The 26,731-nt window shown below is 68.4% G+C and carries 25 protein-coding genes and 4 pseudogenes; 14 read left to right on the top strand and 15 right to left on the bottom strand.

The features are described from left to right. Nucleotides 1-53: 53 nt before the first annotated feature. From tgmC (ABT063_RS07150) to ABT063_RS07135, 4 genes are all read right to left on the bottom strand, one after another. The gene (tgmC, locus tag ABT063_RS07150; protein WP_351056182.1) at nt 54-1,268 is read right to left on the bottom strand and encodes an ATP-grasp peptide maturase system methyltransferase; all 1,215 of its coding nucleotides are present in this window, start codon (nt 1,266-1,268) and stop codon (nt 54-56) included. After that, nucleotides 1,252-2,238, bottom strand: coding sequence for an ATP-grasp ribosomal peptide maturase (gene tgmB / locus ABT063_RS07145; RefSeq protein ID WP_351056181.1), 987 nt, complete (start codon nt 2,236-2,238; stop codon nt 1,252-1,254). The genes tgmC (ABT063_RS07150) and tgmB overlap by 17 nt, the downstream gene beginning before the upstream one ends. A gap of 5 nt (nt 2,239-2,243) precedes the next feature. Beyond that, nucleotides 2,244-2,510 carry a putative ATP-grasp-modified RiPP gene (tgmA, locus tag ABT063_RS07140; RefSeq protein ID WP_351056180.1) on the bottom strand — a complete coding sequence of 89 codons (267 nt, stop codon included), beginning with the start codon at nt 2,508-2,510 and terminating at the stop codon, nt 2,244-2,246. A 173-nt stretch (nt 2,511-2,683) separates the two neighbouring features. Beyond that, complete coding sequence (locus ABT063_RS07135) at nt 2,684-3,016, bottom strand: hypothetical protein (protein ID WP_351056179.1); 333 nt, start codon at nt 3,014-3,016, stop codon at nt 2,684-2,686. Between the two features lie 168 nt (nt 3,017-3,184). Here ABT063_RS07135 and ABT063_RS07130 point away from each other — a divergent pair, with 168 nt between their 5' ends. The 6 genes from ABT063_RS07130 to ABT063_RS07100 all read left to right on the top strand — a co-directional run bounded on the left by ABT063_RS07130 (nt 3,185) and on the right by ABT063_RS07100 (nt 7,517). After that, complete coding sequence (locus tag ABT063_RS07130) at nt 3,185-4,462, top strand: NsdA family TPR-like regulatory protein (RefSeq protein WP_351056178.1); 1,278 nt, start codon at nt 3,185-3,187, stop codon at nt 4,460-4,462. Continuing rightward, on the top strand, nt 4,459-5,010 hold the full coding sequence (locus ABT063_RS07125; RefSeq protein ID WP_351056177.1) for a GNAT family N-acetyltransferase: 552 nt from the start codon (nt 4,459-4,461) through the stop codon (nt 5,008-5,010). The genes ABT063_RS07130 and ABT063_RS07125 overlap by 4 nt, the downstream gene beginning before the upstream one ends. A gap of 41 nt (nt 5,011-5,051) precedes the next feature. Then, entirely contained in the window at nt 5,052-5,657 is a 606-nt protein-coding gene (locus ABT063_RS07120; RefSeq protein ID WP_351056176.1) for a DUF5753 domain-containing protein, read from the top strand. A gap of 326 nt (nt 5,658-5,983) precedes the next feature. Continuing rightward, a complete protein-coding gene (locus ABT063_RS07110) occupies nt 5,984-6,427 on the top strand; it encodes a MarR family winged helix-turn-helix transcriptional regulator (protein ID WP_351056175.1) in 444 nt (147 codons plus the stop codon). Further along, nucleotides 6,420-6,947, top strand: a complete 528-nt coding sequence (locus ABT063_RS07105; RefSeq protein WP_351056173.1) for an aspartate carbamoyltransferase — start codon at nt 6,420-6,422, stop codon at nt 6,945-6,947. Before ABT063_RS07110 ends, ABT063_RS07105 begins: the two co-directional genes overlap by 8 nt. Before the next feature lie 117 nt (nt 6,948-7,064). Then, nucleotides 7,065-7,517 (top strand): GNAT family N-acetyltransferase, encoded by a 453-nt coding sequence (locus ABT063_RS07100; protein WP_502990775.1) that lies wholly within the window; start codon nt 7,065-7,067, stop codon nt 7,515-7,517. Between the two features lie 39 nt (nt 7,518-7,556). Here ABT063_RS07100 and tgmC (ABT063_RS07095) read toward each other — a convergent pair whose 3' ends face one another. Beyond that, on the bottom strand, nt 7,557-8,729 hold the full coding sequence (gene tgmC, locus ABT063_RS07095; RefSeq protein WP_351056170.1) for an ATP-grasp peptide maturase system methyltransferase: 1,173 nt from the start codon (nt 8,727-8,729) through the stop codon (nt 7,557-7,559). A gap of 87 nt (nt 8,730-8,816) precedes the next feature. On the opposite strand from tgmC (ABT063_RS07095), the gene ABT063_RS07090 reads away from it, so the two are divergent. Beyond that, the gene (locus tag ABT063_RS07090) at nt 8,817-9,269 is read left to right on the top strand and encodes a peptidoglycan-binding domain-containing protein (RefSeq protein WP_351056169.1); all 453 of its coding nucleotides are present in this window, start codon (nt 8,817-8,819) and stop codon (nt 9,267-9,269) included. Between the two features lie 386 nt (nt 9,270-9,655). Continuing rightward, nucleotides 9,656-10,405: a helix-turn-helix domain-containing protein gene (locus ABT063_RS07085; RefSeq protein WP_351056168.1), complete on the top strand. Its 750-nt coding sequence runs from the start codon at nt 9,656-9,658 to the stop codon at nt 10,403-10,405. A gap of 46 nt (nt 10,406-10,451) precedes the next feature. Here the strand turns inward: ABT063_RS07085 and ABT063_RS07080 are convergent, their stop codons facing one another. After that, nucleotides 10,452-12,410: a DUF2599 domain-containing protein gene (locus ABT063_RS07080; protein WP_351056167.1), complete on the bottom strand. Its 1,959-nt coding sequence runs from the start codon at nt 12,408-12,410 to the stop codon at nt 10,452-10,454. A 324-nt stretch (nt 12,411-12,734) separates the two neighbouring features. After that, a complete protein-coding gene (locus ABT063_RS07075) occupies nt 12,735-12,911 on the bottom strand; it encodes an SCO3870 family protein (RefSeq protein ID WP_351056453.1) in 177 nt (58 codons plus the stop codon). A 136-nt stretch (nt 12,912-13,047) separates the two neighbouring features. Here ABT063_RS07075 and ABT063_RS07070 point away from each other — a divergent pair. After that, nucleotides 13,048-13,452: pseudogene (locus tag ABT063_RS07070) on the top strand (carboxymuconolactone decarboxylase family protein); the annotation flags it as partial. A gap of 86 nt (nt 13,453-13,538) precedes the next feature. On the opposite strand, the gene ABT063_RS07065 reads toward ABT063_RS07070, so the two are convergent. After that, the gene (locus ABT063_RS07065) at nt 13,539-13,925 is read right to left on the bottom strand and encodes a hypothetical protein (RefSeq protein WP_351056166.1); all 387 of its coding nucleotides are present in this window, start codon (nt 13,923-13,925) and stop codon (nt 13,539-13,541) included. 488 nt (nt 13,926-14,413) lie between these two features. On the opposite strand from ABT063_RS07065, the gene ABT063_RS07060 reads away from it, so the two are divergent. From ABT063_RS07060 to ABT063_RS07045, 3 genes are all read left to right on the top strand, one after another. Continuing rightward, nucleotides 14,414-16,699, top strand: coding sequence for an N-acetylmuramoyl-L-alanine amidase (locus tag ABT063_RS07060; protein ID WP_351056165.1), 2,286 nt, complete (start codon nt 14,414-14,416; stop codon nt 16,697-16,699). 314 nt (nt 16,700-17,013) lie between these two features. Then, nucleotides 17,014-17,604: a DUF397 domain-containing protein gene (locus ABT063_RS52165; protein WP_502990766.1), complete on the top strand. Its 591-nt coding sequence runs from the start codon at nt 17,014-17,016 to the stop codon at nt 17,602-17,604. Continuing rightward, the gene (locus tag ABT063_RS07045) at nt 17,601-19,136 is read left to right on the top strand and encodes a fused MFS/spermidine synthase (RefSeq protein WP_351056164.1); all 1,536 of its coding nucleotides are present in this window, start codon (nt 17,601-17,603) and stop codon (nt 19,134-19,136) included. The genes ABT063_RS52165 and ABT063_RS07045 overlap by 4 nt, the downstream gene beginning before the upstream one ends. Before the next feature lie 15 nt (nt 19,137-19,151). Here ABT063_RS07045 and ABT063_RS07040 read toward each other — a convergent pair. The 5 genes and pseudogenes from ABT063_RS07040 to ABT063_RS07020 form a co-directional block, all read right to left on the bottom strand. After that, nucleotides 19,152-19,301, bottom strand: a pseudogene (locus ABT063_RS07040) (IS5/IS1182 family transposase); the annotation flags it as partial. 72 nt (nt 19,302-19,373) lie between these two features. Next, entirely contained in the window at nt 19,374-19,988 is a 615-nt protein-coding gene (locus tag ABT063_RS07035) for a GTP-binding protein (RefSeq protein ID WP_351056163.1), read from the bottom strand. Beyond that, a complete protein-coding gene (locus ABT063_RS07030) occupies nt 19,936-20,376 on the bottom strand; it encodes a DUF742 domain-containing protein (protein WP_351056162.1) in 441 nt (146 codons plus the stop codon). Before ABT063_RS07030 ends, ABT063_RS07035 begins: the two co-directional genes overlap by 53 nt. Nucleotides 20,377-20,425: 49 nt before the next feature. Further along, the gene (locus tag ABT063_RS07025; RefSeq protein ID WP_351056161.1) at nt 20,426-20,902 is read right to left on the bottom strand and encodes a roadblock/LC7 domain-containing protein; all 477 of its coding nucleotides are present in this window, start codon (nt 20,900-20,902) and stop codon (nt 20,426-20,428) included. Further along, a complete protein-coding gene (locus ABT063_RS07020) occupies nt 20,883-23,390 on the bottom strand; it encodes a sensor histidine kinase (protein ID WP_351056160.1) in 2,508 nt (835 codons plus the stop codon). The genes ABT063_RS07025 and ABT063_RS07020 overlap by 20 nt, the downstream gene beginning before the upstream one ends. 512 nt (nt 23,391-23,902) lie before the next feature. Between ABT063_RS07020 and ABT063_RS07015 the strand changes: the two genes are divergently transcribed. Then, the gene (locus ABT063_RS07015) at nt 23,903-25,060 is read left to right on the top strand and encodes a substrate-binding domain-containing protein (protein WP_351056159.1); all 1,158 of its coding nucleotides are present in this window, start codon (nt 23,903-23,905) and stop codon (nt 25,058-25,060) included. 13 nt (nt 25,061-25,073) lie between these two features. Here ABT063_RS07015 and ABT063_RS07010 read toward each other — a convergent pair. After that, a pseudogene (locus ABT063_RS07010) lies at nt 25,074-25,355 on the bottom strand (NAD(P)-binding domain-containing protein); the annotation flags it as partial. Between ABT063_RS07010 and ABT063_RS07005 the strand changes: the two are divergent. Beyond that, nucleotides 25,345-25,437: pseudogene (locus ABT063_RS07005) on the top strand (TetR/AcrR family transcriptional regulator); the annotation flags it as partial. The pseudogenes ABT063_RS07010 and ABT063_RS07005 overlap by 11 nt on opposite strands. Before the next feature lie 431 nt (nt 25,438-25,868). Here the strand turns inward: ABT063_RS07005 and ABT063_RS07000 are convergent. Then, on the bottom strand, nt 25,869-26,510 hold the full coding sequence (locus ABT063_RS07000) for a hypothetical protein (protein ID WP_351056158.1): 642 nt from the start codon (nt 26,508-26,510) through the stop codon (nt 25,869-25,871). Nucleotides 26,511-26,731 lie beyond the last annotated feature (221 nt).

The following is a 26,731-nucleotide window of genomic DNA, read 5'->3' as shown; positions in this document are numbered from 1 at the left end:
ACGAAACGTGCGGGGACGCGTCTCTTTGTAGGCCGTGTAGCTCTGGAATCAGCTCAGGCGAGCCGGTGTTCCCACTTCAACCCGGGCCTGTCCTCGATCCAGTACGAGCGGTTCTCAGCGGCGATCTTCTGGCCTCCGATCCAGTACGCATGAGCACGATCGGTGATGTGGAGCCGTACGTCGCTGATGTCAGGCTGCCCGGCGTCCTGCCACGCCATGAGGGACTGCTCGATGTCGTCCCACAGGGCGACCGGGCCGCCCTGGCGGACCGTCCAGCCGGAAGCCTCCGCGGTGAACGCTGCGAAGGACTCCCGATCAGTGTCGAACAGGTACAGCAGCTGTGTGCCATCACCGCCCACAGCGCGGACGAACTGTGCGCTGGGAGCGGTCAGCTGGGCCAGAAAGGCCGGCATCCACTCCTCCAGCAGCGTCGGCGGGACCTTGGCCGGCCGTTCCGTATCCGCGTAGGCAGTACGGGCCGAAAGGTCCCCGGCCAGCGGCGCCATCGCCTGTGCGCGCGCCTGCATGAAGGAAGAGCGGCCGATGATCCGTCCCTGCGCCGAACCGTCCTCGTTCACCGTCACCTTGGCCAAGCCGGTGCCGTACGGCCAGGACCCGACCGTGGCGAGGATGATCCCGCCGGGCTTCGTCTGGCGGAGCCAGGTGTACGGGATGCGGCGCACGGCACAGGTGGCGATCACCCGGTCGTACGGCGCACGGGCCGGGTGGCCAAGGAGGCCGTCACCAGTCACCGTCCAGGTGGAGAAGCCGGCCTCCTCCAACGCGGCATCCGCACGAGCCGCCACCTGCGAGTCCACCTCAACCGTGGTGACGTTGTCCTCACCCAGGCGGTGGCACATCAGCGCGGTGGAGTAGCCGGTGCCGGTGCCGATCTCCAGGACCGAATGCCCGTCATCCAGCTCCAGGTCCTCGATCATGCCGACTACGGTCACGGGGGTGGTGGAGGACGAGGTGGGCACTCCTGTGACCAGCTCGGCGACCTGGTCGGCGGTCAGGTGGCCGTCGAGCTGCGTGGCGAGCGACTGCTCGCTGTAGGCGATCTCCAGCCACTGCCCCGGAGCCGTGCCAAGCGCGGTCACAGGGCGCCAGCGTCCGCCGTCGGAGGGCAGGAACACGCCCGGGTTGAGGAACAGTTCACGCGGTACGGCCTCGACTGCCGTACACCACTCAGGGCTCTTGAGGACTCCGGCCGCCTTCAGGCGATCGGCGAGCTCTCGCCGCTGCGAGGAGCTATCGGGCAAGGACATCGGCTTCTCCCTCAGCGTGTCGTCCCCGTACTAGCAGGTCTGCGAAGGCTGCGGCCATCTCCAGTCCGGTCTTCTCCTCCAGCCATCCCCACTGGCCGTTGGGGTTCAGCTCCAGCCAGTGGAACTCGCCGTCGCGGTCCACGGCGAGATCGAAGGATCCCGAGGGGAGGCCGAGGTGGTCCAGATAGCTGATCAGGGTCTTCTGCAAGCGGTTCGGCAGGTCTACCACGCTGTAGGAAAGCGCGCTGTAGTCCTTGCGCCAGTCCAGGAGATCGGAGTCGATGCGTACAGCGAACGTACGCCGTCCGACGATGAGCACCCGGAGGTCCGCGACCTTGTTCACTCGGGCCTGGAAGAGGTGCGGGGTGATGCGCACGGTGTCGTCCAGTTCGTCGCCGCGGACGGGCTCCGCCCAGGATGTGAGGCCGACGCCGTCTCTCTCATACGGGGTCCAGCGCAGCGTCTTGTGGATCACCTGGCGATGTTCCCGGATGAAGTGGCGTGCCGCGTCGGGGTCGTTCGTCACGAGGGTCGGTGGCACGGCGAGGCCCATTCGGTGAGCGAGCGCGAGTTGCGCGGGCTTGTAGTCGGCAGCCGCGTTCCTGAGCGGGTGGTTGAGCCACAAGCAGTCGCGTAACGCGTAGAGGGTGCCGCCGAGACCGTAGCGGACTTGCGCGGCGGCGAACCGCGCGTCAGCGTCCTGGAGGTGTTCGAAGGCGGGCCAGACGGGGCGGCGCCAGTACACCGCCCCCACGTGCTCCAGGCCGACGATCCTCGAGGGCGTGCGGATCTGGCCGGCCACCGGTGTGAGACCGATGCTGAAGTGTGCCGAGAACGTCAAGTCCACACCGAAGTCAGCGGGGTTGAAGCGGACAACAGGCACGCCCCAGCGGTTGAGATGACTGATCACCATGTCGGCGGTGACATCGTTCGCCTCTGTGGCAACCAGCACTGTCATTTCCTCGGCCATGGCGATCAGTCCTGCTGACTGTCCTGGTCGTGGCCCTGGTCGGGCTGGGAGTCAAGGTTCGTGGAGGTGGATGTCTCGGTGCCGGAACTGGTGCCGTGCTTGCCCATCTCGACCACGTGGCCCAGGTGGTTGTGGAACACGCCCATCTGCGTCGTGGGGTCGATTGTGACCTTGGTGAAGGGAAGCTTCATCGTCGTCGAGTACGGGGCCAGTCGGCCGATGCCCCACGGACGAACCGGGGCGAGCTGCTCCTGGGTGGCGTTTGCCGTCATGAACCCTCCTTCTTGTAGGGGGCGGTGCGGACGAAGCGGGGCCATCGGCCCGCAGTGTGCGGTCGCCTCATGCAGGGCGACACGGGTGAGGAGGTCGCCCAGGTCGCCGTTACCGGAGCGAACCTGCGCCTCCCGTTCTTTGCGGAACATCTCGCAGGCAGGGCAGTCGGCTCTCATCGACTTCGGCTTTCGACGTCGAGGAACGCTTCCGTGCAGCGCGCGAGATTCACGAGACGCTGCCATGCCGCGTAGGTGCTCGCCCCGCCCTGCGACGACTCATCGAGAAGCCGTGCGCCAAGACGGCGCATCACTCTCACCGCTTCCCGCTCGTCTCCCTGCGTCTCATCGAGGAGCGCGCGGAGCATGCCGGAGACAGCCTCTGTGCGCCGCGCGGTGTCGGACAGGGGAGGGACGTCCAGTCGCGGCTGAAGGATGACGCGGATCTCGGCGAGGAACCTCGCGCAGTCGAGTTGCCGTTCGTCGGGCGGTTGGTACCTGGTCTCCACGACTGACTCCTGTGATCGCGTTCATCCTGTTACTGACAGTGAACGACGGATCACCCACTGATCGGCAGGAAAAACCGCCCAGGATCGGGCCGCACCCAACCGGAAAAACTGACCCGTTCTTTAGCCACCTCGGTACAGGGGAGATGAGCCGCTCCTACGGTTGGTGATGTGACAGCGGCGAACGAGCAGCTCAAGGCGCAGATGCGCGAACTCGGTCTCACGCAGGAAGAGTTGGCGGAGGCGATGAACACCGCGATTGAGCAGTTCACGGGCAAGCGCGGCACTGTCTCCGCCCGTACGGTCCACAACCTCACCGCCGGAAAAACCCGGTGGCCGCAGGCCAAACAACGCCTGGCGCTGGAGGCAGTATTCGGGTGTACCGCAATCGAGTTGGGGTTCATCCCTCACGCCCGGTCCGTGGTAGGCCGCCCGACGCCCACAAGCAAGCAGCATCATGAGGAGGAGCCTGTGCTCCGCCGAACCTTCCTCACCACCGCATCCGCCGCCGCCCTCACGCCCTTCACTCCCCCTCCGGTGCCCGACGTGGACTTGTCCGGTCGAGTGGGTCAGTCCGACGTGAACCGGCTCGCCGCCCAGTTCGCACTGATCATCGCCAACGACAACACGACCGGCGGGACTCACCAGGTGGAGCAGGCCGCGCTCGGCTGGTCCCAACGGGCGCTGCACCTTCAAGAGACGAGGCCCGCCTCTCAGCGGGTGCGCAGCCAGCTCTACGGTCTCGCAGCAGCCTTCACCGGCTCCGCACTGTGGGCGGCCATCGACGGTGGACGCCTCGACCAAGCACAACAGCATCTGCATGAGGCCATCGCCCTCGCAGGTCTCTCCGGCGACCCCGCGATCCAGTTCCGCACATGGGGGCATGCCGCAGCGCTCTATCGGAACCTGGGTCAGTACACCAGCGCCCTCGCGGCCGACGATGCCGCGAAACGTACACGAGCCGCCCGCGATCCGCTCTACGCCTCCCTGGTACACGCTCGCACGGCGGTGCACCACGCCGACCTGCACGACCGACAAACAGCCCTGCGGTGTCTCGGCCTCGCTGAGACCGCGCTGGACCGAGCGGACACCCACGAGCCACGCCCGGTGTGGATGCGGTTCTACGACTCAGCCGAATTCCACCTCCTCGCCCTCACCGCGACCACCACGCTCGGCCTGTGGGAACAAGCGGAGGCGCACGCCCACCACACCCTTGCGAAACTGCGACCTGACATGAAGCGCAATCGCGCCCTCACACACGCCTACCTCGCCCACGCCCAGCTCGGGCAGCGCGAACCGGAACTCGCCGTAGCCACTGCGCACAAGATCCCCACCAAGGCGCGGCACGGTCGCACCGCGCGCTTGTTGAACACATTCGGGCACCGGCTCCACGCCATCGCCCCCGAGGCCCCCGTCACCCGGGAATGGTTCGAAAAGGAGCTCTTGTGAACCTTGAACTGCGGCACTACACCGACGTCGAGCCGGTGCGGCAGACGATCGTGGACATCCATGTCGAGGTCCGTCAGCACGACTTCGACCTCACCGGCCCTTTCTACTCCGCCGAACGCTTCAACGAGCGCCTGTCAGCACATAGTTCGTTGCCCGGATGGGAGACGGTCATCGCCTACGACGGGACCGAGCCCGCTGGTTTTGCCTACGCCACTCCACTCGGTCCCAACACACGTTGGTGGACGTCCATGACCACGCCTCTGCCCGACGGATTCACGGTCGAGACGGGCAAGCGCACCCTGGCACTGAACGAGATCGTGGTTCGTCGGCCGTGGCGTGGCACCGGCCTGGCGCAGCGCATCCACGAAGAGCTTCTTGCGGGCAGAGGGGAAGACCGGGTCACCCTGCTCGTCAATCCGACGGCGGGCGACGGCAAGGTCCAAGCTCTCTACGAGGGTTGGGGGTACGGGAAGATCGGCGAGCAGCAGCCCTTCGCCGACTCACCGGTGTTCGCCGCGATGATGCGCGATCCGCTGCACCGGGTATGACCACCGTTGGATCACGATCAGCAACGTGAAGGGAACACGCAGTGACCAGTTCGGTCCCCTGGCAACAGCGACTGTCCACCGGCACGGAAGACATCCAGGACGAGGTGATCGGCTGGTATCAGCAGACGCGGCACGGCAAGGCGTACGTCCCCACGATGATTTGGGGCACGCTCCAGACCGAGGCGTACGCCACCGTGATCCTCCGCCAAGTCGTCGAATTTCTGGGCGTCCCGGACGACGTGCCGGCGGGCGTGGCCAAGCGGATGGAGCGGCAGCAGGTTCTGTACGACGGCGAGCACCACTATGACGTCATCCTCGGCGAACAGGCCCTGTACACGAACATCGGTGGGCCGGAGGTGATGCGGGGGCAGATGGAGCGGATCCTTCGCGACATCAGTCTCCCTTCCCTCACCCTCGGTGTCCTCTCCGCCACCGCCGAGGTGGGCATTGTCCCCAAGCCAGGCTTCAACATCTTCGGCGACAGCCGAGCCCACTACGAACTTGTCTCGACCGGCGTGGACATCACCGACCCCGACGAACTCGCCCTCCACAACAAGGCATTCAGTGCTTTCAGCAACGCCGCCTGCTATGGAGCCGCCGCAGAGAAGCTGATCAGCAAGGCCCTGGCCTTTTGGAGCAACGGTTGACTGATCTATTGGCCAGCGGCGTTAGCGCCGCGACGGCGGCCGAAGTGTGAATGTCGAGTGGCATGGGCGCCGCCGTACTGACCACCGGCGCGCTCCCTACCGGCTCGGCACACTATGTCGTCTCCTTCCTCCAGCGTTCAGGAAGCCCGCAAGGATCTCGGACAGCGCCTGCGCGAAATCCGGCTCGACGCCGGGCTGACCGCGCGGGCGTTGGCCGTGCTTGCGCGGCTGGCACGAATCCACATGCTCACCGTACGAGAGCGGGGCCCGCAGCCCCTCGGAGAAGATGGTTGCGCCGTCGAACCATCTGGTTGTAGGGTCGAACCATGCCGGTTGATCCTGAAGCAGCGGATCCTGCCCTGCTACAAGACGCGCTACGGACCTTCGTCCGCGCTTTCGGGCTGCACCAGCCCGAAAACACCCCGTGCGGTCAGGCGATCCCGGTCTCCGAGGCTCACGCCCTCGGTGAGCTTGCGCAGGAGGGTGAACTGCGGCAGGTGGAACTGGCCCGTCGGCTGCGGCTGCAGAAGAGCACCGTCAGTCGGCTCGTCGGGCAGCTGACCGCCCGCGGGTGGGTGGAACGCGCTCCTGCCCCCGACGACGGCCGCGGCGTCGTCCTGCGTCTCACACCCTCAGGGCAGCAGGCTGCGCACAACCTCGCCGACGCACGACGGGAGAAATTCTCCCGGCTGCTTGACGCGATCCCGCCCCACGAACGAGCGGGCGTACTGCACGCCCTCGGAGTCCTGACGGAGGCACTGGATGAATGACGGCAAGCGCCGACTGTTAACGGCCGGCATCGCCGCAGGGGGTGTCGGCGCGGTCCTGGCCGCAGTCCTGCTGATCGGCGGCCAGCAGCAGGAGAGCGGTGACCGGCGGACCGACCGGCAGGAGGCGGTCGCCGAGCGCGGTCGGACCGTGATGCCCTTCGAACTCGAACAGACCACCCACCACTTCACCCCCCACGAGACGGGCGGGGTCCAGGACGTCGTCGCCGACCGGCCCGACGACGCCGAGCAGATCGACCTCATACGCGCCCACCTGCAACAGGAGGCCAAGGCGTTCGGCCAGGGAGACTTCGGCGATCCCGCCCGGATACACGGCGACAGCATGCCGGGCCTGGCGGAACTGGAAGACGGCTACGAACGCATCGAGGTGCGCTATCGGGAGCGGCCCGACGGGGCCACTCTCACCTACGACACCGAAGAGCCCGTACTGGTGGACGCCTTGCACGACTGGTTCGAAGCGCAGCTCAGCGACCACGGTGACCACGCCGAAGCCGGCCACTGACCGGCGAGCGGTGCACCGGAGCAGGCCCAGCCCATCACGACCGCGGCAGGGCCTGTCCGGTAGTTCAGGTTTATCGCTCGGCCCGGAACGGCCTATAATATGTAATACGTGACTAGCTTGCACGGCCCTTACGAGTTGAGCGTAGGAGTGCCCTCCGTCGAGGTTTTCCGCCGCTTGCGCACCGATGCCGGCCTCTCGGACAAAGACCCCGAAGCGGTTGCGCTCGCCCTGCCCAACACGTGGTACGGGGTGGTCCTCCGACATGAGGGCGCGCCCATCGGCATGGGGCGAATCATCGGTGACGGCGGTACCGCGTTCCAGATCGTCGACATGTGCGTCCACCCCGCCCACCAGGGGCGCGGCCTCGGTAAGCGCATCATGGCCGCGCTCACCGAGGAACTGGAGCGCCGGGCGCCCGCCACCGCGTACGTCTCGCTGATCGCGGACGGCCCCGCGCGCTTCCTCTACGAGAAGTTCGGCTTCGCCGACACTGCTGGGCACGACTCGATCGGTATGTACCGCTTGATGGGCGGGAGCCCTGGGTTCAGCGGATCGCGGGCGGAGCCGTAGGCGGATTGCCGCAATAGGCCGTGTAACTCTGGAATCGGCTCAGGCCAGCCGGTGTTCCCACGTCATCCCGGGTCCGCCCTCGATCCAGTACGTATGGAAACGATCGGTGATGTGGAGCCGTAGGTCGCTGATGTCGGGCTGCCCGGCGTCCTGCCATGCCATGAGGGACTGCTCGTTGTCGTCCCACAGGGCGACCGGGCCGCCCTGGCGGACCGTCCAGCCGGAGGCATCCGCGGTGAACGCTGCGAAGGACTCCCGGTCGGTGTCGAACAGGTACCGCAGCTGTGTGCCGTCACCGCCCACAGCGCGGACGAACTGTGCGCTGGGAGCGGTCAGCTGGGCCAGAAAGGCCGGCATCCACTCCTCCAGCAGCGTCGGCGGGGCCTTGGCCGGCCGTTCCGTATCCGCGTAGGCAGTACGGGCCGAAAGGTCCCCGGCCAGCGGCGCCGTCGCCTGTGCGCGCGCCTGCATGAAGGAAGAGCGGCCGATGATCCGTCCCTGCGCCGAACCGTCCTCGTTCACCGTCACCTTGGCCAGGCCGGTGCCGTACGGCCAGGACCCGACCGTGGCGAGGATGATCCCGCCGGGCTTCGTCTGGCGGAGCCAGGTGTACGGGATGCGGCGCACGGCACAGGTGGCGATCACCCGGTCGTACGGCGCACGGGCCGGGTGGCCGAGGAGGCCGTCACCAGTCACCGTCCACGTGGAGAAGCCGGCCTCCTCCAACGCGGCATCCGCACGAGCCGCCACCTGCGGGTCCACCTCGACCGTGGTGACGTTGTCCTCGCCCAGACGGTGGCACATCAGCGCGGTGGAGTAGCCGGTGCCGGTGCCGATCTCCAGGACCGTATGGCCGTCATCCACCTCCAGGTCCTCGATCACGCCGACCACGGTCACGGGAGTGGTGGAGGAGGAGGTGGGCACTCCTGTGACCAGCTCGGCGACCTGGTCGGCGGTCAGGTGACCGTCGAGCTGCGTGGCGAGCGACTGCTCGCTGTAGGCGATCTCCAGCCACTCCCCCGGAGCCGTGCCAAGCGCTGTCACCGGGCGCCAGCGTCCGCCGTCGGAGGGCAGGAACACGCGCGGGTTGAGGAACAGTTCACGTGGTACGGCCTCGACCGCCGCACACCACTCAGGGCTCTTGAGGACCCCGGCCACCTCCAGGCGATCGACGAGCTCTCGCCGCCGCGAGGAGCTATCGGGCAAGGACATCAGGCATGAAGTGGGAAGATCAAGCCGTAGCATTCCGTTCACCGCTGGATCAACTATGAGCGGGTACAGGACTCCAGAAGGGTAGAAATGAGAATACGTGCAGCGGCGCGCACCAAGGCAGCCTTCACGGTGGGCGCAGTCGTCGCAGGCCTCCTGGGAGGCGCCGTCGCAGTCGCGCCCTCCGCATCGGCGGCGTCGTACCCCGTATGCAACACCACGACGATTGGTTACTTCACCAACGGCACCTACTGGGTGCTTCCTTACTACAGCTCTCCCAACACTGTGTCCTGCATTCTGAAGCAGGGGAACACGGGGAAGGCCGTCCGTGCGCTGCAGAAGAACCTGAACGTCTGTTACGGAAAGGCGCTTGTACTTGACGGCGTCTTCGGAGCCGCGACCGCTGCGGCTCTGAGGGATGTGCAGAGCCGGATCGGCGTCGCGGTTGACGGCGTCTACGGCCCCCTGACGCGCAACAAGATGAAGTGGGCGAGGTACAGCCCGGAGACCGGCGCCAAGTACGACTGCCACGCCTTCGCCTGAGTTTGTCGTTGAACCGCGCTGGGCTGCGACCTGTCGAGATTCGTCACTACGCGGACGCCTGGTAGCGGCCGAGTAGTGGTAGCCGGGCGACCCGGAGATCCTGGTCGTCATGGACGCCGACTTCGACGCCACCTACCTCGCCCATGCTCTGGCGGACTTGCCGGTCGTACTGGTCGGAACCGACTGACCCCACCGTTGATGGGAGTTGACGCCTCCGGGGGTACCCCCGAGGTACCCCCGGGGGCCGATCGTTCGACCAGCGAGGGAGCACGGTGAGAATCCCGATCGCCGACGGCCACGCCTCGGCCGGGACCTCGTGCGGGAACTGAAGCCAGAGGTTAGCCACCTCGGTACAGGCGAGATGAGCCGCTCCTACGGTTGGTGATGTGACAGCGGCGAACGAGCAGCTCAAGGCGCAGATGCGCGAACTCGGTCTCACGCAGGAAGCGTTGGCCGAGACGATGAACACCGCGATCGAGCAGTTCACGGGCAAGCGCGGCACTGTCTCCGCCCGTACGGTCCACAACCTCACCGCCGGAAAATCCCGATGGCCGCAGGCCAAACAACGCCTGGCGCTGGAGGCAGTATTCGGGTGTACCGCAATCGAGTTGGGCTTCATCCCTCACGCCCGATCCGTGGTAAGCCGCCCGACGCCCACAACCAAGCAGCATCATGAGGAGGAGCCTGTGCTCCGCCGAACCTTCCTCACCACCGCATCCGCCGCCGCTCTAACGCCCTTCAGCCCCCCTCCGGTGCCCGACGTGGACTTGTCCGGCCGAGTGGGTCAGTCCGACGTGAACCGGCTCGCCGCCCAGTTCGCACTGATCATCGCCAACGACAACACGACCGGCGGGACTCACCAGGTGGAGCAGGCCGCGCTCGGCTGGTCCCAACGGGCGCTGCACCTTCAAGAGACGAGGCCCGCCTCTCAGCGGGTACGCAGCCAGCTCTACGGTCTCGCAGCAGCCTTCACCGGCTCCGCACTGCGCAGCTCAGCGGCCACGGTGACCACGCCGAAGCCGGCCACTGACCGGCGAGCGGTGCACCGGAGCAGGCCCATAACGACCGTGGCTCACGACCGCGGCAGGGCCTGTCCGGTCACATCGGTCCCACAGGCGCTGACCGGGCGACCGTGACCGATCCCACCGATCACGACCTCCCGGCCAGCCGCCGGTGAGCGGGTCAGGCCGCCGTGTCCCCGTGCAGGTCCAGGCGGAGGGCGGGCAGGGTGTCGAGGAGGTTGGCCACCGTGTCGCCGAGCGGGGCCGGGAGCTGTGGCAGGCCCGGGATCCAGCCTGTGTCGATCACGGTGAGGCCGGTACGGAGGGGTTTCGGCTGCGCCTCGTCCAGGTCCCAGCTTGCGCCCGGGGTGCTGTCGTAGGAGGGGGCGGCGGGTGGGGTGTCACCCTGGGAGAGCGGCCAGGTCACGCCGCGGAAGCGGCCCGACTCCAGGTAGCCGAGGAAGCCGTGGGTCGCAGAGCGGCCCTTGAGGGCGGCCTTGGCGTCCGGGGTGATCACCAGCCAGTCGAGGTCGGTGGAGACGATCGTGCGCCGACCGGTTTCGGTGGGGACGGAGAGTGAGACCGCCCCGGCGGGCACGGTGGAGTCCGCCGAGGGGTATTTGGCCAGGGCGGTGAAGCCCAGTCCGTCGTCCAGGGTTCCGGCGCCGGAGGCGAGGCCGGCGCGCGGGTCGTAGACGACGACCATGCGCTCGGCGGAGTCCTTGCCGCCGTCGTCGTCGACGACCTCGACGGCGATGGTGTCCATGCCGGCGTGGTCGTAGACGTGGCTGGTGTCGCAGCTGTCGTCCTTCGCCGGGAAGGCGGAGGTGCTGCCGTCGTCCCAGGTGACCTTGCAGGTGTGGGTGTCGTTGCTGCCGGGGTCGGTGAAGGAGGCCGATACGGGGACGTCGGTCTCGACGCGGTGGACGTCCCAGTCCTTCGGCGCGGTCACGTCCAGGGTCGGGGCGACGTTGCGGACGGTGACGGTGGCGCTGTCGCTCACGGGGCTGTTGACGCCGTCGTCGGCGGTCAGCTTGACCTTGTACGTACCGTCGTCGGTGCAGGTGATGGTGGTGCGGGGGGCGGTCGCGTCGGCGAAGGTGCAGGTCGCGCCCTCGTCGACGCCGTCACCCGGGGTGTACGTCCACTCCGTGGCGGGGGTGCCGCCGTCGTCGGCGGCCGTGCCCTTGAGGGTGACCGCGGAGCCCTCGTCGACACTCACGTCGGGGCCGGCGTCGACCACGGGGGCGAAGTCCTCGGGGTCGCCGCCGTCGGTGGGCGGGCGGTTGAACCAGCCTTGGTCCTCAGTCGTGCCCCAGTTGCAGCCATGGAAGGCGATGTCCTCGGTCACCAGGTCCGAGTCGATGTTCGGACGCTCCGCCTCCAGGTCCCAGGTGTGGCCGCCCTTGATGCCCTCGAAGTTGAATTTCACGTGGCACCACAGCTGCTTGTAGAGCGACTCCACCTGGTCGGCGGTGAGGGTTTGCGGCAGGGGAGTGCGCTCCGTTACGTGGTCCCAGATCTGTTGGGTGTAGGCGTCGACGATCTCGACCGGGAAGACGCCAGTCGCCTTGTCCGACGGGACGATCGTCACGGTCAGAGTGTCCCCGCCTCCCGCGTACTCCTCTCGGTAGAGGCTGGAGTGCGAGTACAGGTCGCTGCCGTCGCTGGAGTAGGAGCCGGCCCAGTCGCGCTGCACCTCGGTGCTCCCCAGCTGCTCGCCGTCGGCGTTCTTGACGGCGAGGTGCCACTGCATGGCAGCCATGTCCTGCTCTTCGTAGCCGGTCTTGACCACGTACAGCTTGAAGGGGAGGAAGCCGCCCGTGCAGTCGTCCTGACTCCACCCGTCGACGGCCCGGCCCTCGATCGTCCAGCTGACGACAGGGCCCTCTCCGTCGTCGCACTTGTCCATCACCTGGAAGAAGTTGGGTGTGTCAGGGCTGGAGTTCTCGTGGTGGTGGAAGTAGTGCAGCCCGGAGTTGAAGGACGCCAGCGCGACGATGTCGCCGTCCTTGTTGTAGATCCTCCCGCCGCTCGTCGCGGCCTGGGCTTCTTCCGGGGCACCAGGGCCGAATGGGACGGCCAGCAGGCCAAGGCCGAGGGCGAGGACGGTGGCAAGGCGCAGTAATGCTCTTCTCATCGCGAGAGATCCCCCATGGACTCTGGCCGCGCGGGTTCCCCGTGCCAGATGGCCGGGTCCTGCGCGCAGCATGCGGGAGGAGCGTAGGGGGAGGCCGGGCGGTCATGGGTGCGTGAGGCGTGTGCCTCATGGGGGCATTCTGTGACAACTGCACTGCAGGGCACAGGAGGTAGGGCCGCAGACGGGTGACGGGGCAGGTGAGATTGTGCAGCCGAACCTGAGGTCCCCCGAACTACTCAGTGATTACGGATCGACACGCGCTACAGGGCCACGAAGAGCCGTGCGGGCGCCAGGGCATCAGCTTGGCGCTTGTCCGCGAAGAACTCAGTTCGAGTGCGGCCGACCGTCTCGGACCCATGTCACCACAACCAGAGCTGCGGTGACGTACATCAGGACGCTGAAGGTGGCTACGGATTCGACGTACTGCTCGTAGCCGTCTGCGCGCAGCTGAACCGCGAGGGAACCAAGCGCGGTCCCAAGCGCCGCGGTAGCGGCGGCCATGGCGACGAACGGGGCCGAGACTACATGCACTGCGATGTCGCTGCCGGAAGCGGTTGTGGACGGCCGGCCAAGCACCAACCTCCGCTCCGCATCTGTCAGTTGCACTCGCGATTGATCACGACTCGATACTCGCCCTAGCGCCGCGACGAGCCAGATCAACGGCTGCGGTTTCTGCGTCGACGTCCACACCAAGGAGGCCGCGGCGGCCGGGGAAACCTCACCCCGGCTCAATCTGGTCGCCGCCTGGCGCCATGCCACTGTGTTCACCGAGGCCGAGCGGGCCGCGCTGGCGCTCGCCGAGGAGGGCACCCGGCTCGCCGATGCCCACGAAGGCGTCTCCGACGAGACCTGGGCCCAGGTGCGCAAGCACTACGAGGACGACCAGATCGCCGCGCTGGCCTCCCTGGTCGCCATGATCAACGCGTCCAACCGGTTCGGCGTGATCCTGCACAACCAGGGGGTTCCTACTACGTGGTGGCCGACGGACAGGCCGCGCCGGTCCACAACTGCGCTCGGTACATTCCGAAGAAGCGGAATGTAGTGAACTGGTGGCATCCCACACGCTTCAAGAGCAAGGCCGCCGCCATCGCAAAGGCCAGGGAAAGCGGGCGAAGCTTGTCCCAGGGCTCAGCAGAACTCCTCGAAATACACCAACGTACGCCCGTTCGCCGAAGCGAACTCGTACGCCTGATATGTGTGCAGCTCCGAGGAGTCGAGCCGGTCTTCGATATTCGCCCAAGCCGCCTGACGGTCATCGTGTGGCACCGAGCGCAGTACGTCTCCCGCCCCTTCACCGATGATCATGTCGTCTGCCGTCCGTACAAGTCGTTTGGCCGACCGGGGATCGAGAGGCCCACGGCTCTTCGTCCAGAGGCATCCCTGCTCATCGACAAACTCCCCCGCGGTCGCCGGCGAGGGCACGAGGTTGCCCTCACCGGTCTCGACGGGCTGCATTGAGGCAATCACCTCGGCAAAGCCCGTCTTACCCGTCCCGGGCGATCGCTTCTTCGGCATACGGTCAGTCTCCCGGTTATCGCCCCCGCAGAAGACAGGGAGGAACGGCCCGCATCATGAGTATTCCCGCAGCGCTGAACGAGCTCGTGTCCGCCCTGACGAACATACGGAGGTCGGACGCGACCTTTGAGTCATCGGGCTGGGGCAGTCCGTTCTCGGATATCTTCGAGGACGACGAAGAGGACGGAGGCGAAGAGGCCCTCGGGGGCGTACGAAATGCCCGAAGAGGCTGAGCGGATCAGCAACTCGGGGCGTCCGACTGCGTGGTGGAAATGAGCAGTGCCCCTCAAGCGGCGCACGGCGTCATCAGCCACATCGACCCTTTCGACACCTTTACGTCCCACGGACTGGCCGACGGAGGTCAGGAGTGGGTCATCGAGCAGGTTCCGAGGACGCTTTCGGAGATGACGGACGAGGAGCGGGACAGGTAGTCCTCGTTCACGGTATTTGTGCTTTTCGGGTTCATGGGAAGGGAATTGCGGACCGGTATGAGAGTTCGTCGTTGGTGGGGTGCGGCCGCGGTCGTGGCTGCGGGGGTTTCCGGGGTGCTGGTGGTCCAGGGAGTGACCGGCGGCCCCGCGGAAAGCGCGAAGGATGGCGACGGGAAGCCCGGGCCGGTCAGGAGCGAGGCGCGTACGGCCGCGCTGGAGGTGGCCGGAAACGGCACTTCCGCGCAACTCGGCAAGCGGGACACCGAGCCGTTCAGCATGCTCGGCGTCACCTGGGCGGATCCGTCCGCCAGGGTGACCGGGGCGGTCGAGGTCCGTACCCGGGACGCGGAGTCCGGAAAGTGGTCGGACTGGCTGGGCCTGGACGGGGACAGCGGGCAGGGCGAGAGCGGGGCGGCACGCGGAGGCACCGAACCGGCGTGGGTGGGACCGTCCGACGGGGTCGAGGTCCGGGTGGACGGGAAGTCCTCGGCGCGGCTGCCGAAGGGACTGCGGCTGGACATGATCGACCCGGGCGGCGGCGAGGCTTCGGCGCTGGAGCCCGCGGCGTACGCGGTCGAGGAGAGCGAGAGCCCGTCCGCCGCCACGGATTCACCGGCCCCGGAGGAGTCGGTGACGGGCTCGGCGGAGCCGTCCGTGTCCGAGCCGGTGCCTTCCGAGCCGTCCGTGTCCGAGTCGCCGTCGGAGTCGGAGTCGGAGTCGGTGACGCCGAGTGCGACTCCGCCCGAGTCCGCCTCGGATTCGGCCTCGCCATCGGCTTCGCCCTCCCCGTCGGTGAACGTGCCGACCGCTCCCCCGTCCACCGCGCCCAAGCCGCCGATCACCTCACGGGCGGGCTGGGGTGCGGACGAGTCGATCAGTCCGGAGGAGCCCGGCTATCTCCCCGGCGGGAAGATCAAGGCGGTGGTCGTCCACCACACCGCCGAGTCCAACGACTACACCTGCGCCCAGGCCCCGGCCGTCGTACGCGGCATCTACGCCTACCACGTGCAACAGCTCAAGTGGAAAGACATCGGCTACAACTTCCTCGTCGACAAGTGCGGCACGATCTATGAGGGCCGCAAGGGTGGCGTCGACCTGCCGGTGATGGGAGCGCACGCGTACGGCTTCAACTCCGAGACCACCGGCATTTCAGTCCTCGGGACCTACACGACGGTCGCCCCCTCGCGGGAGGCGATGACGTCGGTCGCCCGGATCGCCGCCTGGAAGCTCGGCCAGTACGGGGTCGACCCGGCCGGCACCACCACCCTCACCGCGGGCGCGGACGGCACCAACTACTTCCGCAAGTCCTGGAGCAAGGGTGCGCGGTTGAGCTTCCCGACCATCCACGGCCACCGCGACGGCTACAACACCCAGTGCCCTGGCGACGCCTTCTACGACGGGCTCGGCACGATCCGCGGCTGGGCGGCAGGTCCGGTCGCCGGGCTCACCCTCAAGTCGGTGACCGGCACGGGCGTTTCGGGTTCGACGTACTACACCAAGGCCGGCGTCACGGTGAACTGGTCGGCCACGACGCCCGCCGCGCTGATCGCGAAGTACGAGGTGCTGGTCGACGGCAAGGTCGCCGCCACCGCCACGGGAACCGCCGGCTCCGCCAAGGCGACTCTGGCCGTGGGCACCCACAAGGTGGCCGTCCGGGCCGTCCACCAGTCGGGGAAGACCACCACCACTGCGGCCGCGACGGTTGTCGCCGAGACCACCGCCCCCACCTTCACCACCAAGCCGAACCTGGCCCTGCGCACCGGCACGGTCACCACCACCGCCGTACCGCTGGCCGTGAAGTGGAAGGCCACGGACGGCAGGGCGCTGAAGGAGGTCCGGCTCACCGCCCCGGTGGCCAAGACCTACGGTCCGACCGTCACCAGCGCCAACCACACCGCCAAGTCCGGCACCGCGACGAAGTGGTCCCTGACGGCGTACGACCTCGCGGGCAACACCGCCCCCGCCTCGGTCACCGGCACCCCGGTCATCCTCCAGGAGACCTCCGCCACCAAGTCCGGCACCTGGACGACCAAGTCCTCCAGCAGCTACCTCGGCGGCAAGTCGTACACCAGCAAGACCAAGAACGCCTCGCTGAGCTGGACCTTCACCGGTCGCTCGGCCGCCTGGGTGGTCTCCCGCGCCTCCACCTCCGGCCAGGCTCACATCTACGTGGACGGTACGAAGGTGACGACCGTCGACCTGAAGTCCTCCACGACGAAGTACCGCGACGCGCTCTGGACCAAGACCTGGGCGTCCAGCGGCAAGCACACCGTCAAAATCGTGGTCGCCGGCACCAGTGGCCGGCCGACGGTCACGACGGACGGACTCGTCTACCTCAAGTAGGCGAGCAGGCCGGGAACGGCCGCGATTCACCGGACGCATGAGCACCTCGGCAGCCGCTTCGAAGTCGCGGTATTGCCTCATCCATACTCCGACAACCGCCGCGGATCGATCCCCGCACCCCGTGGTGTCTGGGCGCCACCTTCGCCACCGCGATGGTCGGCGGATCGGGAGGGATGGCCGCAGTGAGGTGGAAGCGTCCGCGGTCTGGCGTGCGGTGGACGGGGACTCCTACACGGATACGGATGGCTGTCGCCGGCGCTGCGGTGCCGGCCGTAGGGGCGGCGGCGTTACCCGCCGCCCCTACGGAGGAGCCGGTGGGGCTGGGGCGGTACTACGCCCAGCACATCGACTGGCACAAATGCACCCTCGGTGCTGACGACACCACGGGGCAGAAACCCGACGCGGCGGGCGCTCGGTGTGCCGAGCTCACCGTGCCGCTGGACCACACCGACCCGGGCGGGCGGACCATCACCGTCGCCGTCTCCCGCCTCCGCGCCACCGACCCGGCGCATCGCGTCGGCCCGTTGCTGCTCAATGACGGCGGGCCCGGCGGTCCGAGCCCCGAGATGCCGCTCACTGTCGGTGCGGCCATGGGCACGGTGGCCAGGAAGAAGGACGACGGCCGCCTGATGTGGACCACGTCGACGTACAGCAACGGCGCAGGAGGCGAGTGCGTCGAGTGCGCGTTGCCCCATGCGCATGCGCTCGTACGCGACTCCGAACACATGAGTGGACCTGTCGTCGCCGCGGGGATCGAGGCTTGGCGTGTTTCGTGCAAGCTGCTTGCTCCGGTTCGCTGTTGGGCGAAAGACCGGACATGCAGCGAGTCGGAGGGGAGCAGGCATAGCACTGAGATTCGCCATGCGGTTGGGTCGATGAGTCGCATGCAAGGATGTCGTCCGTGACCGGATCGTCTTCCCCGCCTGTCGACGAGGGAACGCCTCGCGACTACGGCCTGGGTCCCCGTGCCGCTGCCGTGCTTGTGTTCGGGTCCTCGGCCGCGGTCCTGGTGGTCGAGATCGTCGCCTTGCGGCTGCTGGCTCCCTACCTCGGCCTCACCCTCGAGACCAGCACCATGGTGATCGGTATCGCCCTCACCGCGATCGCCGCCGGCTCCTGGATGGGTGGGCGCATCGCCGACCAGGTCAATCCACGCCGGCTCCTGGGTCCCTCGCTCGGGGTGTCGGGAGCGGTCGTGGCGCTCACCCCTGCCGTGCTGCGCACCACTGGTGAGTGGGCACCACCGGTGCTCTTGTTCATCGCGTCGCTGACCATCCTCGTGCCGGGCGCGCTGCTCTCCGCGGTGACGCCGATCGTGACCAAGCTGCGTCTTACCAGCCTCGCCGAGACCGGAACGGTTGTCGGCCGGCTGTCCGGCGTCGGCACCGTCGGCGCCATCGTGGGCACCGTCCTCACCGGCTTCGTCCTCGTGTCGCGGTTGCCGGTCAGCGGCATCCTGATCGGCCTCGGAACACTGCTGGTGGTCGGCGCGGCGCTGGTCGAGTGGCGAACGCGGGGGTGGAGCGGCACCCCTGCCCTGACACTCGTGGTCGTTGCCGGTGGCCTCGCCATCATGGTCGCGCCCGGTGGCTGCGACACGGAGACCAGGTACCACTGCGCACGGGTCGTCGCGGACCCCGACCGGGACAGCGGCCGCACACTCGTTCTGGACGGCGTGCGGCACTCCTACGTCGACATCGACGACCCGACCTTCCTGGAGTTCACGTATGTGCGCGCCATCGCGTCGGTGGTCGATGCCGCCTTTCCCGAAGGCGAGCCACTCGCTGCCCACCACTTGGGCGGCGGCGGGCTCACCTTTCCCCGTTACCTCGCGGCCACGCGGCCCGGGACGCGCAGCCTGGTGTCCGAGATCGACAGCGGGGTCGTGCGCATCGACCGCGACCAACTCGGTCTGAGATCAGACGCCGGTGTCGACGTACGCGTCGAGGACGGCAGGCTCGGCCTGCGGCGACTGGACACAGGCAGTCGTGACCTCGTCGTCGGCGACGCCTTCGGGGGCGTCAGCGTGCCGTGGCACCTCACCACGGTGGAGGCGATGACTGACGTACGGCGAGTGCTCAAGGAGAGCGGACTGTACGTTGCCAACCTCATCGACCACGGTGGTATGGCCTTCGCACGTGCCGAAGCAGCCACCCTCAGCGAGACCTTCGAGCACGTCGCCCTCGTCGGCGAACCCACCGATATCGGCCTCGACCCGACCGCCACCCCCCAGGGGGGCAATCTGGTGGTGGTCGCCTCCAACCGACCGGTCGACCTACGCGCGACCCAGGAAGCGCTGGACGCCCGGCAAACCGGCTGGAAGATCGCCACCGGCGACGACCTCACCTCCTGGATCGGCGATGCCCAACTGCTCACCGACGACTACGCACCCGTCGACCAGCTCCTCCAGCCCTACAGCCCACGGAGCAGCCAGTGAACTCCTTCAGGGTTGCCGCTCCACGGGTGCCCAAGCCGCCCAGAGCGCGCGATTGGCCGAGTGCCGGGTCAGCGACAGCTCACCGCTGGGCGGGCGTCTGACGGGTGTGGTCACCCAGGGACCGGCGCCTGGGCAGGCGCGGTCGGCGAGAACCGGGATGCCCCGGGGCGCGGCTGCCTTGACCAGGACGACGAGGTCTGCGGCTTCGGCGGCTTCGGCGATCATCCGGTTGTACCCTCAGGGCGTCGCGGCGGCTTCGGCGCGGGACAGAGCGACTTCCAGGACGACCAGCAGCGCGTCGCGGACCGAGCCTGTCTTCCGCGCGTCGAAGACGACGAGCGGTACGTGCTCGGCGACGTCCAGTGCCCACCGCACCTCGCCGAGGTCGTGCTCGACCTCCCCGTCGAAGGCGTTGACCGCGACTGCGAAGGGGATGCCCTTGTGCTCGAAGTAGTCCACCGCCGCGTAGCAGTCGTCCAGTCGGCGGGTGTCCACGATCACCAGACCGCCTAGGGCGCCCTCCACCAGGTCGTCCCACATGAAGCCGAACCGGTCCTGGCCCGGGGTACCGAACAGGTACAGCTTCAGTGTCGCGTCGATGGTGATGCAGCCGAAGTCCATGGCGACCGTGGTGGTGGTCTTGCCCGGAGTGTGGGTGAGATCGTCCACTCCTGCCGCGACCTCGGTGATCGCGGCCTCCGTGGTGAGCGGTCGTATCTCGGAGATCGAGCCCACGGTCGTGGTCTTGCCCACTCCGAAGCCGCCGGCGACAACCAGCTTGACCGGTGTCGGAGGCTGTTCAACGGGTGTCACGGAGTCGGCCCGGTGAGTCGGGGACGGCACGGAGACCATCGATAACCCTTCGCAGTACGGAGAGATCCTGGGCGGTCCTGGCGTTCGGCCGGTGGATCGACAGATGCCCTGCGGCACACAGGTCCTCGGCCAGCACGCGGACCACGTTGAGGTGCAGTCGCAGTGCGGCGGCCAGTTCCGCCACCGACTGCGGCCGTCGGCAGGTCGCGATGATGTCGTGGTGTTCGAAGGTGAGCGAGTGGAGGACGGAGAGCCCGGCCGAGGTCGACACGACCTGGGTTTCGACCGGGATGGACGGAGCGGCGCCGCCTCCCGACACCCGGCCGGCCGTCAGCAGGAACGGCCGGACCCCACGGGCGCGGCCGGCCGGCTCCGGCGAGCCCCCGGCGTCCCCCGCTGCCTCATGTGGTGGTCCACCGACGGCCATCACGATCCCTTCCCCAAGTGCCTGTACCCGTGCCGCGACCACGGAACGGTCAGCCGGCCGGCGGCGCGCCGACACTGTTCTTCAGCTCCAGAACCAACTGAGGGGTGAGCGCGGCCCCGGCCCGGTTGGCGAAGAGGGCCATCTCGTAGGCGATGTTGCCCAGCTTCGCCTCCCTGGAGGTCACCACTCCGAGGACGGCGCCGCAGCCGATGGCCGACAGCAGCACATGGCCGCCCTCCAGATCGATGATGACCTTGTCGAGGCCGCCGAGACCGTAGTTGCCGGAGGCGCCCGCGGCGAGACTCGTCAGGCCGGACACGATCGCGGCGAGCCGCTCGGAGTCGGCGGGCTCCCCCAGTTGGGAGACGGCGATCAGCAGGCCGTCGGACGACACCGCGATGGCGTCGACCACACCGGCGGTGTCCGTGGCGAACCGGTCGAGCAGCCAGGCGAAATCGGCCGCGGCGGCTCGCAGATCGGTCGGTTCCGGCCGCTCGGAACTGCTGTCAGCTGTCGACGTGGTCACTGCCCGACTCCTTCTGGGATTCCTGGTGGTGCGAGGGTGCCTGCTCCGTCCGGGCGTGAGCGCTGTCCTGCTTCGCCCGGCGTACGGCTGCTTCGAACTCGTCGAGTTCCGAGCGGACGGCTTCGGCGTCGACGGGCGGCCGAACAGCCGGCGCCCCTCGGTCGGCCGGTGACGTGGTCCTGGTGAGGGTGGCACCTCGTACCCTCCGCCGCAGCGGCCGGGAGGCCCGTGCGGCGGGCGATCGGCCGGAGGCCGTGGTCCGCCCCTCGCCGGTCTCCGCAGCGGTCCCTTCCTCGGTGGCCGGCTCGGCGCCGGTGCGGGCCGGGACGCGGCGGGGGAGCGTGCCGTGCGGCGGCGGTGCCGCCGGCCGCTGCTGGGGGACATCGGCGGTGGATGCCGGTACGAGCGGCGGCGCGGGCGCGGCGGTCTCCTGCCCGGTCCTCGCCGGGAACGCCGTCACGTTCTCGAACTGTCCCGTGTCCGCGGGCTGCGGGGGGTCCACGGGGCTCATGGTCAGCAGGAGCGTGGCGGGGATCCAGACGGTGCCGGTGACCCCGCCGCCCGACGTACGGCTCAGGGTCACGCGCACGCCCCAGCGCCGGGCGAGGCTGCCGACCACGAAGAGACCGAGCACCTTGGTCGGTACGACGTCGAGCCGTTCCCGGCGGACGAGCCGGGCGTTCTCGTCGGCGAGGCGCTCCGCGCTCATCCCGATGCCGTGGTCGATGACCTCGATCAGCGCCCCGCCGTCCTCGGTGACGTCGGTACCGGGGCGGACGACCACTTCGACGGTCGTGTGGGAGGGCGAGAACGCGACCGCGTTCTCCAGCAGTTCGGCGAGCATCAGCGTCAGGTCGCCGATGATGTCGGGTGCGACGGTGACCTCCGTCTCGGACCGCAGGGACACCCGCTGGTAGCCCTCGATCTGACCGAGGGACACCCGGATGACGTTGGCCAGGGGGGTCGGCCGGGCCTCGACGCCGGTGTCCCGGATTCCGGCGAGCAGCATGAGGCTGTCGGCGTTGCGCTGGAGGCGTACGGCGATGTGGTCGATGCGGTACAGCCGTTCGAGGAGTTCGGGGTCGGTCTCCTCGCGTTCGACGGCGTCGATCAGGGTGAGCTGCCGTGTCGTCAGGTTGCTCACCCTACGGCCGACGTTGCCGAACATCTCGGCGACGTTGCGGCGGCTCAGTACCTGCCGCTCCAGCAGCTGGGCGGCGGTGACCTGCACCTGGTTGAACGCCTCGGCCAGTTCGCCGATCTCGTCGCGGACCGGGACCGGGACCGGCCGCGGCCGCAGAGGGGTGCCGGCGTCGGACTCGTCGTCGGCGACCCGGGCGAGTTCCTCACCCGCCACCTCGACCACCTGCTGGGCGGCGCCGGTAAGGGCCGACAAGGGGCGCACGACCGAACGCCGTACCAGGACACAGAAGGACAGCCAGGCGGCGAAGGCGAGCAGGGCCATACCGAGCAGGTACAGCGCGTTGCGCAAGGCGTCCGCGGACAGGGCGTCGGCCCGGGCGGCGGTCTGCTCGATCAGCGACCGGGTGATGCCGAGGCGGGATTCGGACTGCTGGGTTCCACTGGCGATCACCTTACGGAGCTGGTCCGGCGACTGGGTCTGCAGGGCGCCGGGATCGATCTGGAGCTCCGCGAACCGGGCCGCGATGCCGTGCCGCTCGGCACCGCGTTCGATGCCGTTCATGCTCATGACCTGGGCCGGTGTGGCGATCCGCTGGAACCGGTCCGACTGGTGGTCGTAGAGCCTGCGGGCGGCGACCGCCCGGCTGTACTCGGTGAGGGCGTTGGCGTCACGGGTCTGCGCGGAGAACACGGCGCTCTCGAAGGCCGCGTGAGCGGCGTCGGCGCGCAGCACCGTGTCGAGGAGTGTGGTGACCGACGAGGTCTCGGAGTGGCGGTCCAGACCGATGCCGTCGATCAGGTACTCGACCGCGGAGGCGTACGCGGGGTCGATGTTGGCGGCGGGGACATAGCCCCGTTCGAGCTTCTCGCGCAGGACGCCGAGGCCACGGATGTAGGCAAGCGCCTGCACCTCCTCGGGCGGCAGGTCCGAGGCGAACTCCGCGCGCACGGCGGCGACCTGCGCGTCGGTCTTCCGCTGTGCCTGGCGGTAGTCGGTGGTCGGCGGCAGACGGGTTCCAGGGCGGGCCGCGTCGTACTGCACGGAGAGCAGGAGCGCCTGCCGGTGTTCGGCCTGTACGTCGTTGATGAGCTTCGTGACCTGTTCACTGTCGCGCACCAGGTCCGCGATCCGGGCCGCGTCCTGGGCCTGCCGCACCTGACCGTAGGCGCCGATGCCGAGCAGTACGCCGACGGCCGCGATGGGCGCGACCACCAGGACGTTGAGCTTGCGTCCGAAGGGCCACCGGTCCAGAACGGTCGCCGCCTTCCGGCGCAGCCGCGGAGCTTGGTCGGCATGGCCGGGCTGGTCGGGTGCGAGCGGCGGGTTCTCAGTGTTCACGGACACCCGGGCCTCCTTCGACTGTTGCTGAGCGGGGACGGAGGTGTCGTGGTTAACGGACCGCCGATCGGCCCGCACGGGGTGTGACACTTTCGCAGGCCTCATCGCTGAGAGGAGCGAAAGGATCGCGCCATGTGTCCGGAACCGTCGGTGAGAGTACCGCGTTTACGGTGACATGACAGGATCTGCGTCATCAAAAATAGATTACGAAACCTTTGCGAAGTACTTTCCGAACGCGAGGTTCGTCCGTGGAGGTGCTCGTTCGCACTGCACACCGTCGGCCCATGTACGGTGCCCGGCGCGGAAGGTGACACGAACCGACTGGTGAGCACGACCTTCGGCATCGAGAACGGGCAACCGCCCGAGCCACCCGAGCCGCCGCGTCGGGCATCCTCGCCCGCCGGTCTCGCGACGCCCTCCCGACGCGGGCCCGATCCTCGCGACTGGGGTTCCGCGCCGGACCGTAAGCGCCTCCTCCCCACCCAGCCCCGCCCCTCTTGCCCTGTGTTGGAGACCTCGTGCACCCCACCCGCAAGGCGGCCGTGACGGCCACCGCCCTCCTGGCCGCGGCCACCATCACCGTCGTCGCAGGCTGCGAGAGCGATTCCACCGCCGAATCCGCCACCGCGACCCCCGACGGCTCGTCCAGACCCGGCTGCCCCGCCGTCCTCGCCGAGGCCAAGCGGGCCGTCAAGACGGCCGAGGACATCGACTCCCCCTGGGCCGGACCGACCGGCGGACCCCGGGCCGTCCCCGACAAGACCATCGTCTACATCGCCCAGACGCTGACCAACCCTGGTGTCGCGGGCGTCGCCGCAGGTGTCCAGGAAGCCGCCGACGTCGTCGGCTGGCGCGTCCGCACCATCAACGGCCAGGGCACGCCCGCCGGAATCAAGGCCGCCTTCGACGAGGCCCTCGCCCTCGGGCCCGACGGCATCGTCGTCGGCGGCTTCGACCCCACCTCCGTCGCCGAACAGGTCGAGCAGGCGGACACCGCCGGGATCCCGCTGATCGGCTGGCACGCCGTAACCGCTCCCGGCCCCAGTGAAACCCCGAAGCTGTTCAGCAACATCACCACAAGGGTCGAGGAGGTCGCGAAGATCAGCGCCGACTGGATCATTGCGCGGTCCAACGGCCGCGCGGGCGTCGTCCTGTTCACCGACGCCACTATCCCCTTCGCCAAGCGCAAGTCCGACCTGATCAAGAAGGAACTCTCCACCTGCTCCGACGTCAAGCTGCTGAGTTACGAGAACATCCCCATTCCACAGGCGAACAGCCTCACCATCGAAAGGGTCTCCTCCCTGGCCTCACGCTTCGGCGACAGGTGGACCCACTCCGCTGCCATCAACGACCTGTACTTCGGCCACGCGGCCCCCGCCCTGCGCGCCGCCGGCAGAGACGGTGGCGGTGCCCCGTTCAACATCGGAGCGGGTGACGGTGACCCGTCGGCCTTCCAACGCCTCAACAGCAAGGAGTTCCAGGCCGCCACCGTGCCCGAGCCGCTGTCCGAACAGGGCTGGCAGATCATCGACGAGTTCAACCGCGCCTTCGCCGGCAAGCCGGCCAGCGGATACGTCGCCCCCGTCCACATCACCACCGCGGCCAACAGCGGCGGCGCGCTGTCCTGGGACTCCGAGGGCTACCGTGAGGCTTACCGCAGGATCTGGGACAAGTAGACGGAACCTGGGGCAGATTGAATGCCTTGACCACGTGTGCTCCCGGTGCCGACGCGGCCAGCTGCTGCGCGGCCGAGGGGCCACCATCCGTCAGGAGCCGGAAGCCCGGCCCGACCGGATCGGAACAGTCGATCAGCACCTTGCCGTCCAGGGCCGTCCGTAGCCCCCGTGCCACGCCCGCCCCTGCGCCAAAGGGCAACGCGACCAGTACCACCTGGCCGAACTCGGCCGCCGTACGCAGACTGGAAGTGCTCCCGGCGCCGGATTTCGCCGGCGCCGGGAGCTGGGCGGTCAGCCACCTCGCCCCGCCCGCGGCCCAACACCGGGCCCTCTCCTTCTGGACCAGGCCGCACGGCGTCCTCACCCTGGAACTCTCATCGCCGCCACCCCTACCTCGACCGATGGCGCACCCGGGAGGCTTAGGGCCCTGGGTTCCCAGGCCCGTCAGGGCTACCAGGACGACGTGGCACGAGCGGCGATTCCGCCCCTGCCGGTCTGGGCGGGTCAGGCCGTCGACCTCATCACCGATCTGCCTTCCGCAGCCGACCTCGTCACCGCCCTGTCCGCCCAAGCCGAGGATGCGCTGACCTGGGCCGGAAAGCGCGCCTGCCGGACAACCGGCGATGAGCCCACGGCATCTGCGGCGTGGCGGACGACTTCGGACGCCCCGCCTGGTCCGCGAGGCCGAACCAGAGAACGCAGTCGAGAGTGGGGGAGGACCCCTAGGGCCCTTCTGATGGCCCTCCACACCGTGCGGCGAGCGTGCGTGCCGGGCGTCGCGACGCTGCGGAGATCCATCAGAAGGGCCCTAAATCAGGAAGACGCCGGGGCAGACCTCGGCGCGTGATCGGGCGCGTATCCGCTCGGCTCCGGCGGGCGGCCAGGTCGTGCCGGATGCCCACAGGACGTTGTGGAGCAGTGACACCTCGTGGGGCGGCAGGCCGGACAGGTCGGCGGCGGTCAGGTCGAGAACGACCGTGGAGAGGGCTGCGTACAGCGAGTCGCCGACCTCGCTCAGGCGGGTTGCCGTGCCCGACGTACCGCTGTCACGCACGCGGATGGAGGCGGGCCGGGGGCCGTGTTTCGACAGGACACGGCCGAGTTGGGCGACGGTTCTGCCGGCGACGGCGAGACCGCCGTCATCGAGGAACTCTCGCTCGTGGGCACTGACGAATCTGCCGAGCCGCTCGTGCCCTCGGATGCGTGCGCACCGGCCTGTGTACAGGCGGCGGCTGATGCTCAGGAGACGGCGAGCGGTCGCCGTCGCCTGACGGTGGGCCTGGGCGTTCCGATTGCCGTTGAGGTAGGTCCGGGTGTCCCCCACAGCCTGGACGAGTTCGAGCATGTCCGCTTGGGCTGACACGAGGTCGAGGGCAAGCCTGGCGGGGTCGCGACGCGCCAGGACGCAGTTGATCGACGCCGGCAGCGAGAGAGTTTCCGAAGCCGTCACGTACGTACTCCTCGGAATGTCGGCCGCTCTCGACGGAGTGCGTTGCGGTAGCTGGTACGCCCACTCTGCTCCGAGTGTCTCGGGACCGGTCCCGAGTGCGCGATGTGCGGGGATGGAAAAGGCCGGCGCCGAGCATCCCTCGTCTGCTGAGGCGGTGGGCCAGTTCGGGGTCGTGCGCCTTGCTCGTTCGGGCCGTGCGAGGTGTGCGGCTCATCTGGAAC

The organism is Streptomyces sp. NPDC002838 (assembly GCF_040295365.1).
In the GTDB taxonomy this organism is placed as follows: domain Bacteria; phylum Actinomycetota; class Actinomycetes; order Streptomycetales; family Streptomycetaceae; genus Streptomyces.
This window is presented reverse-complemented; position numbering and strand designations above follow the sequence as displayed.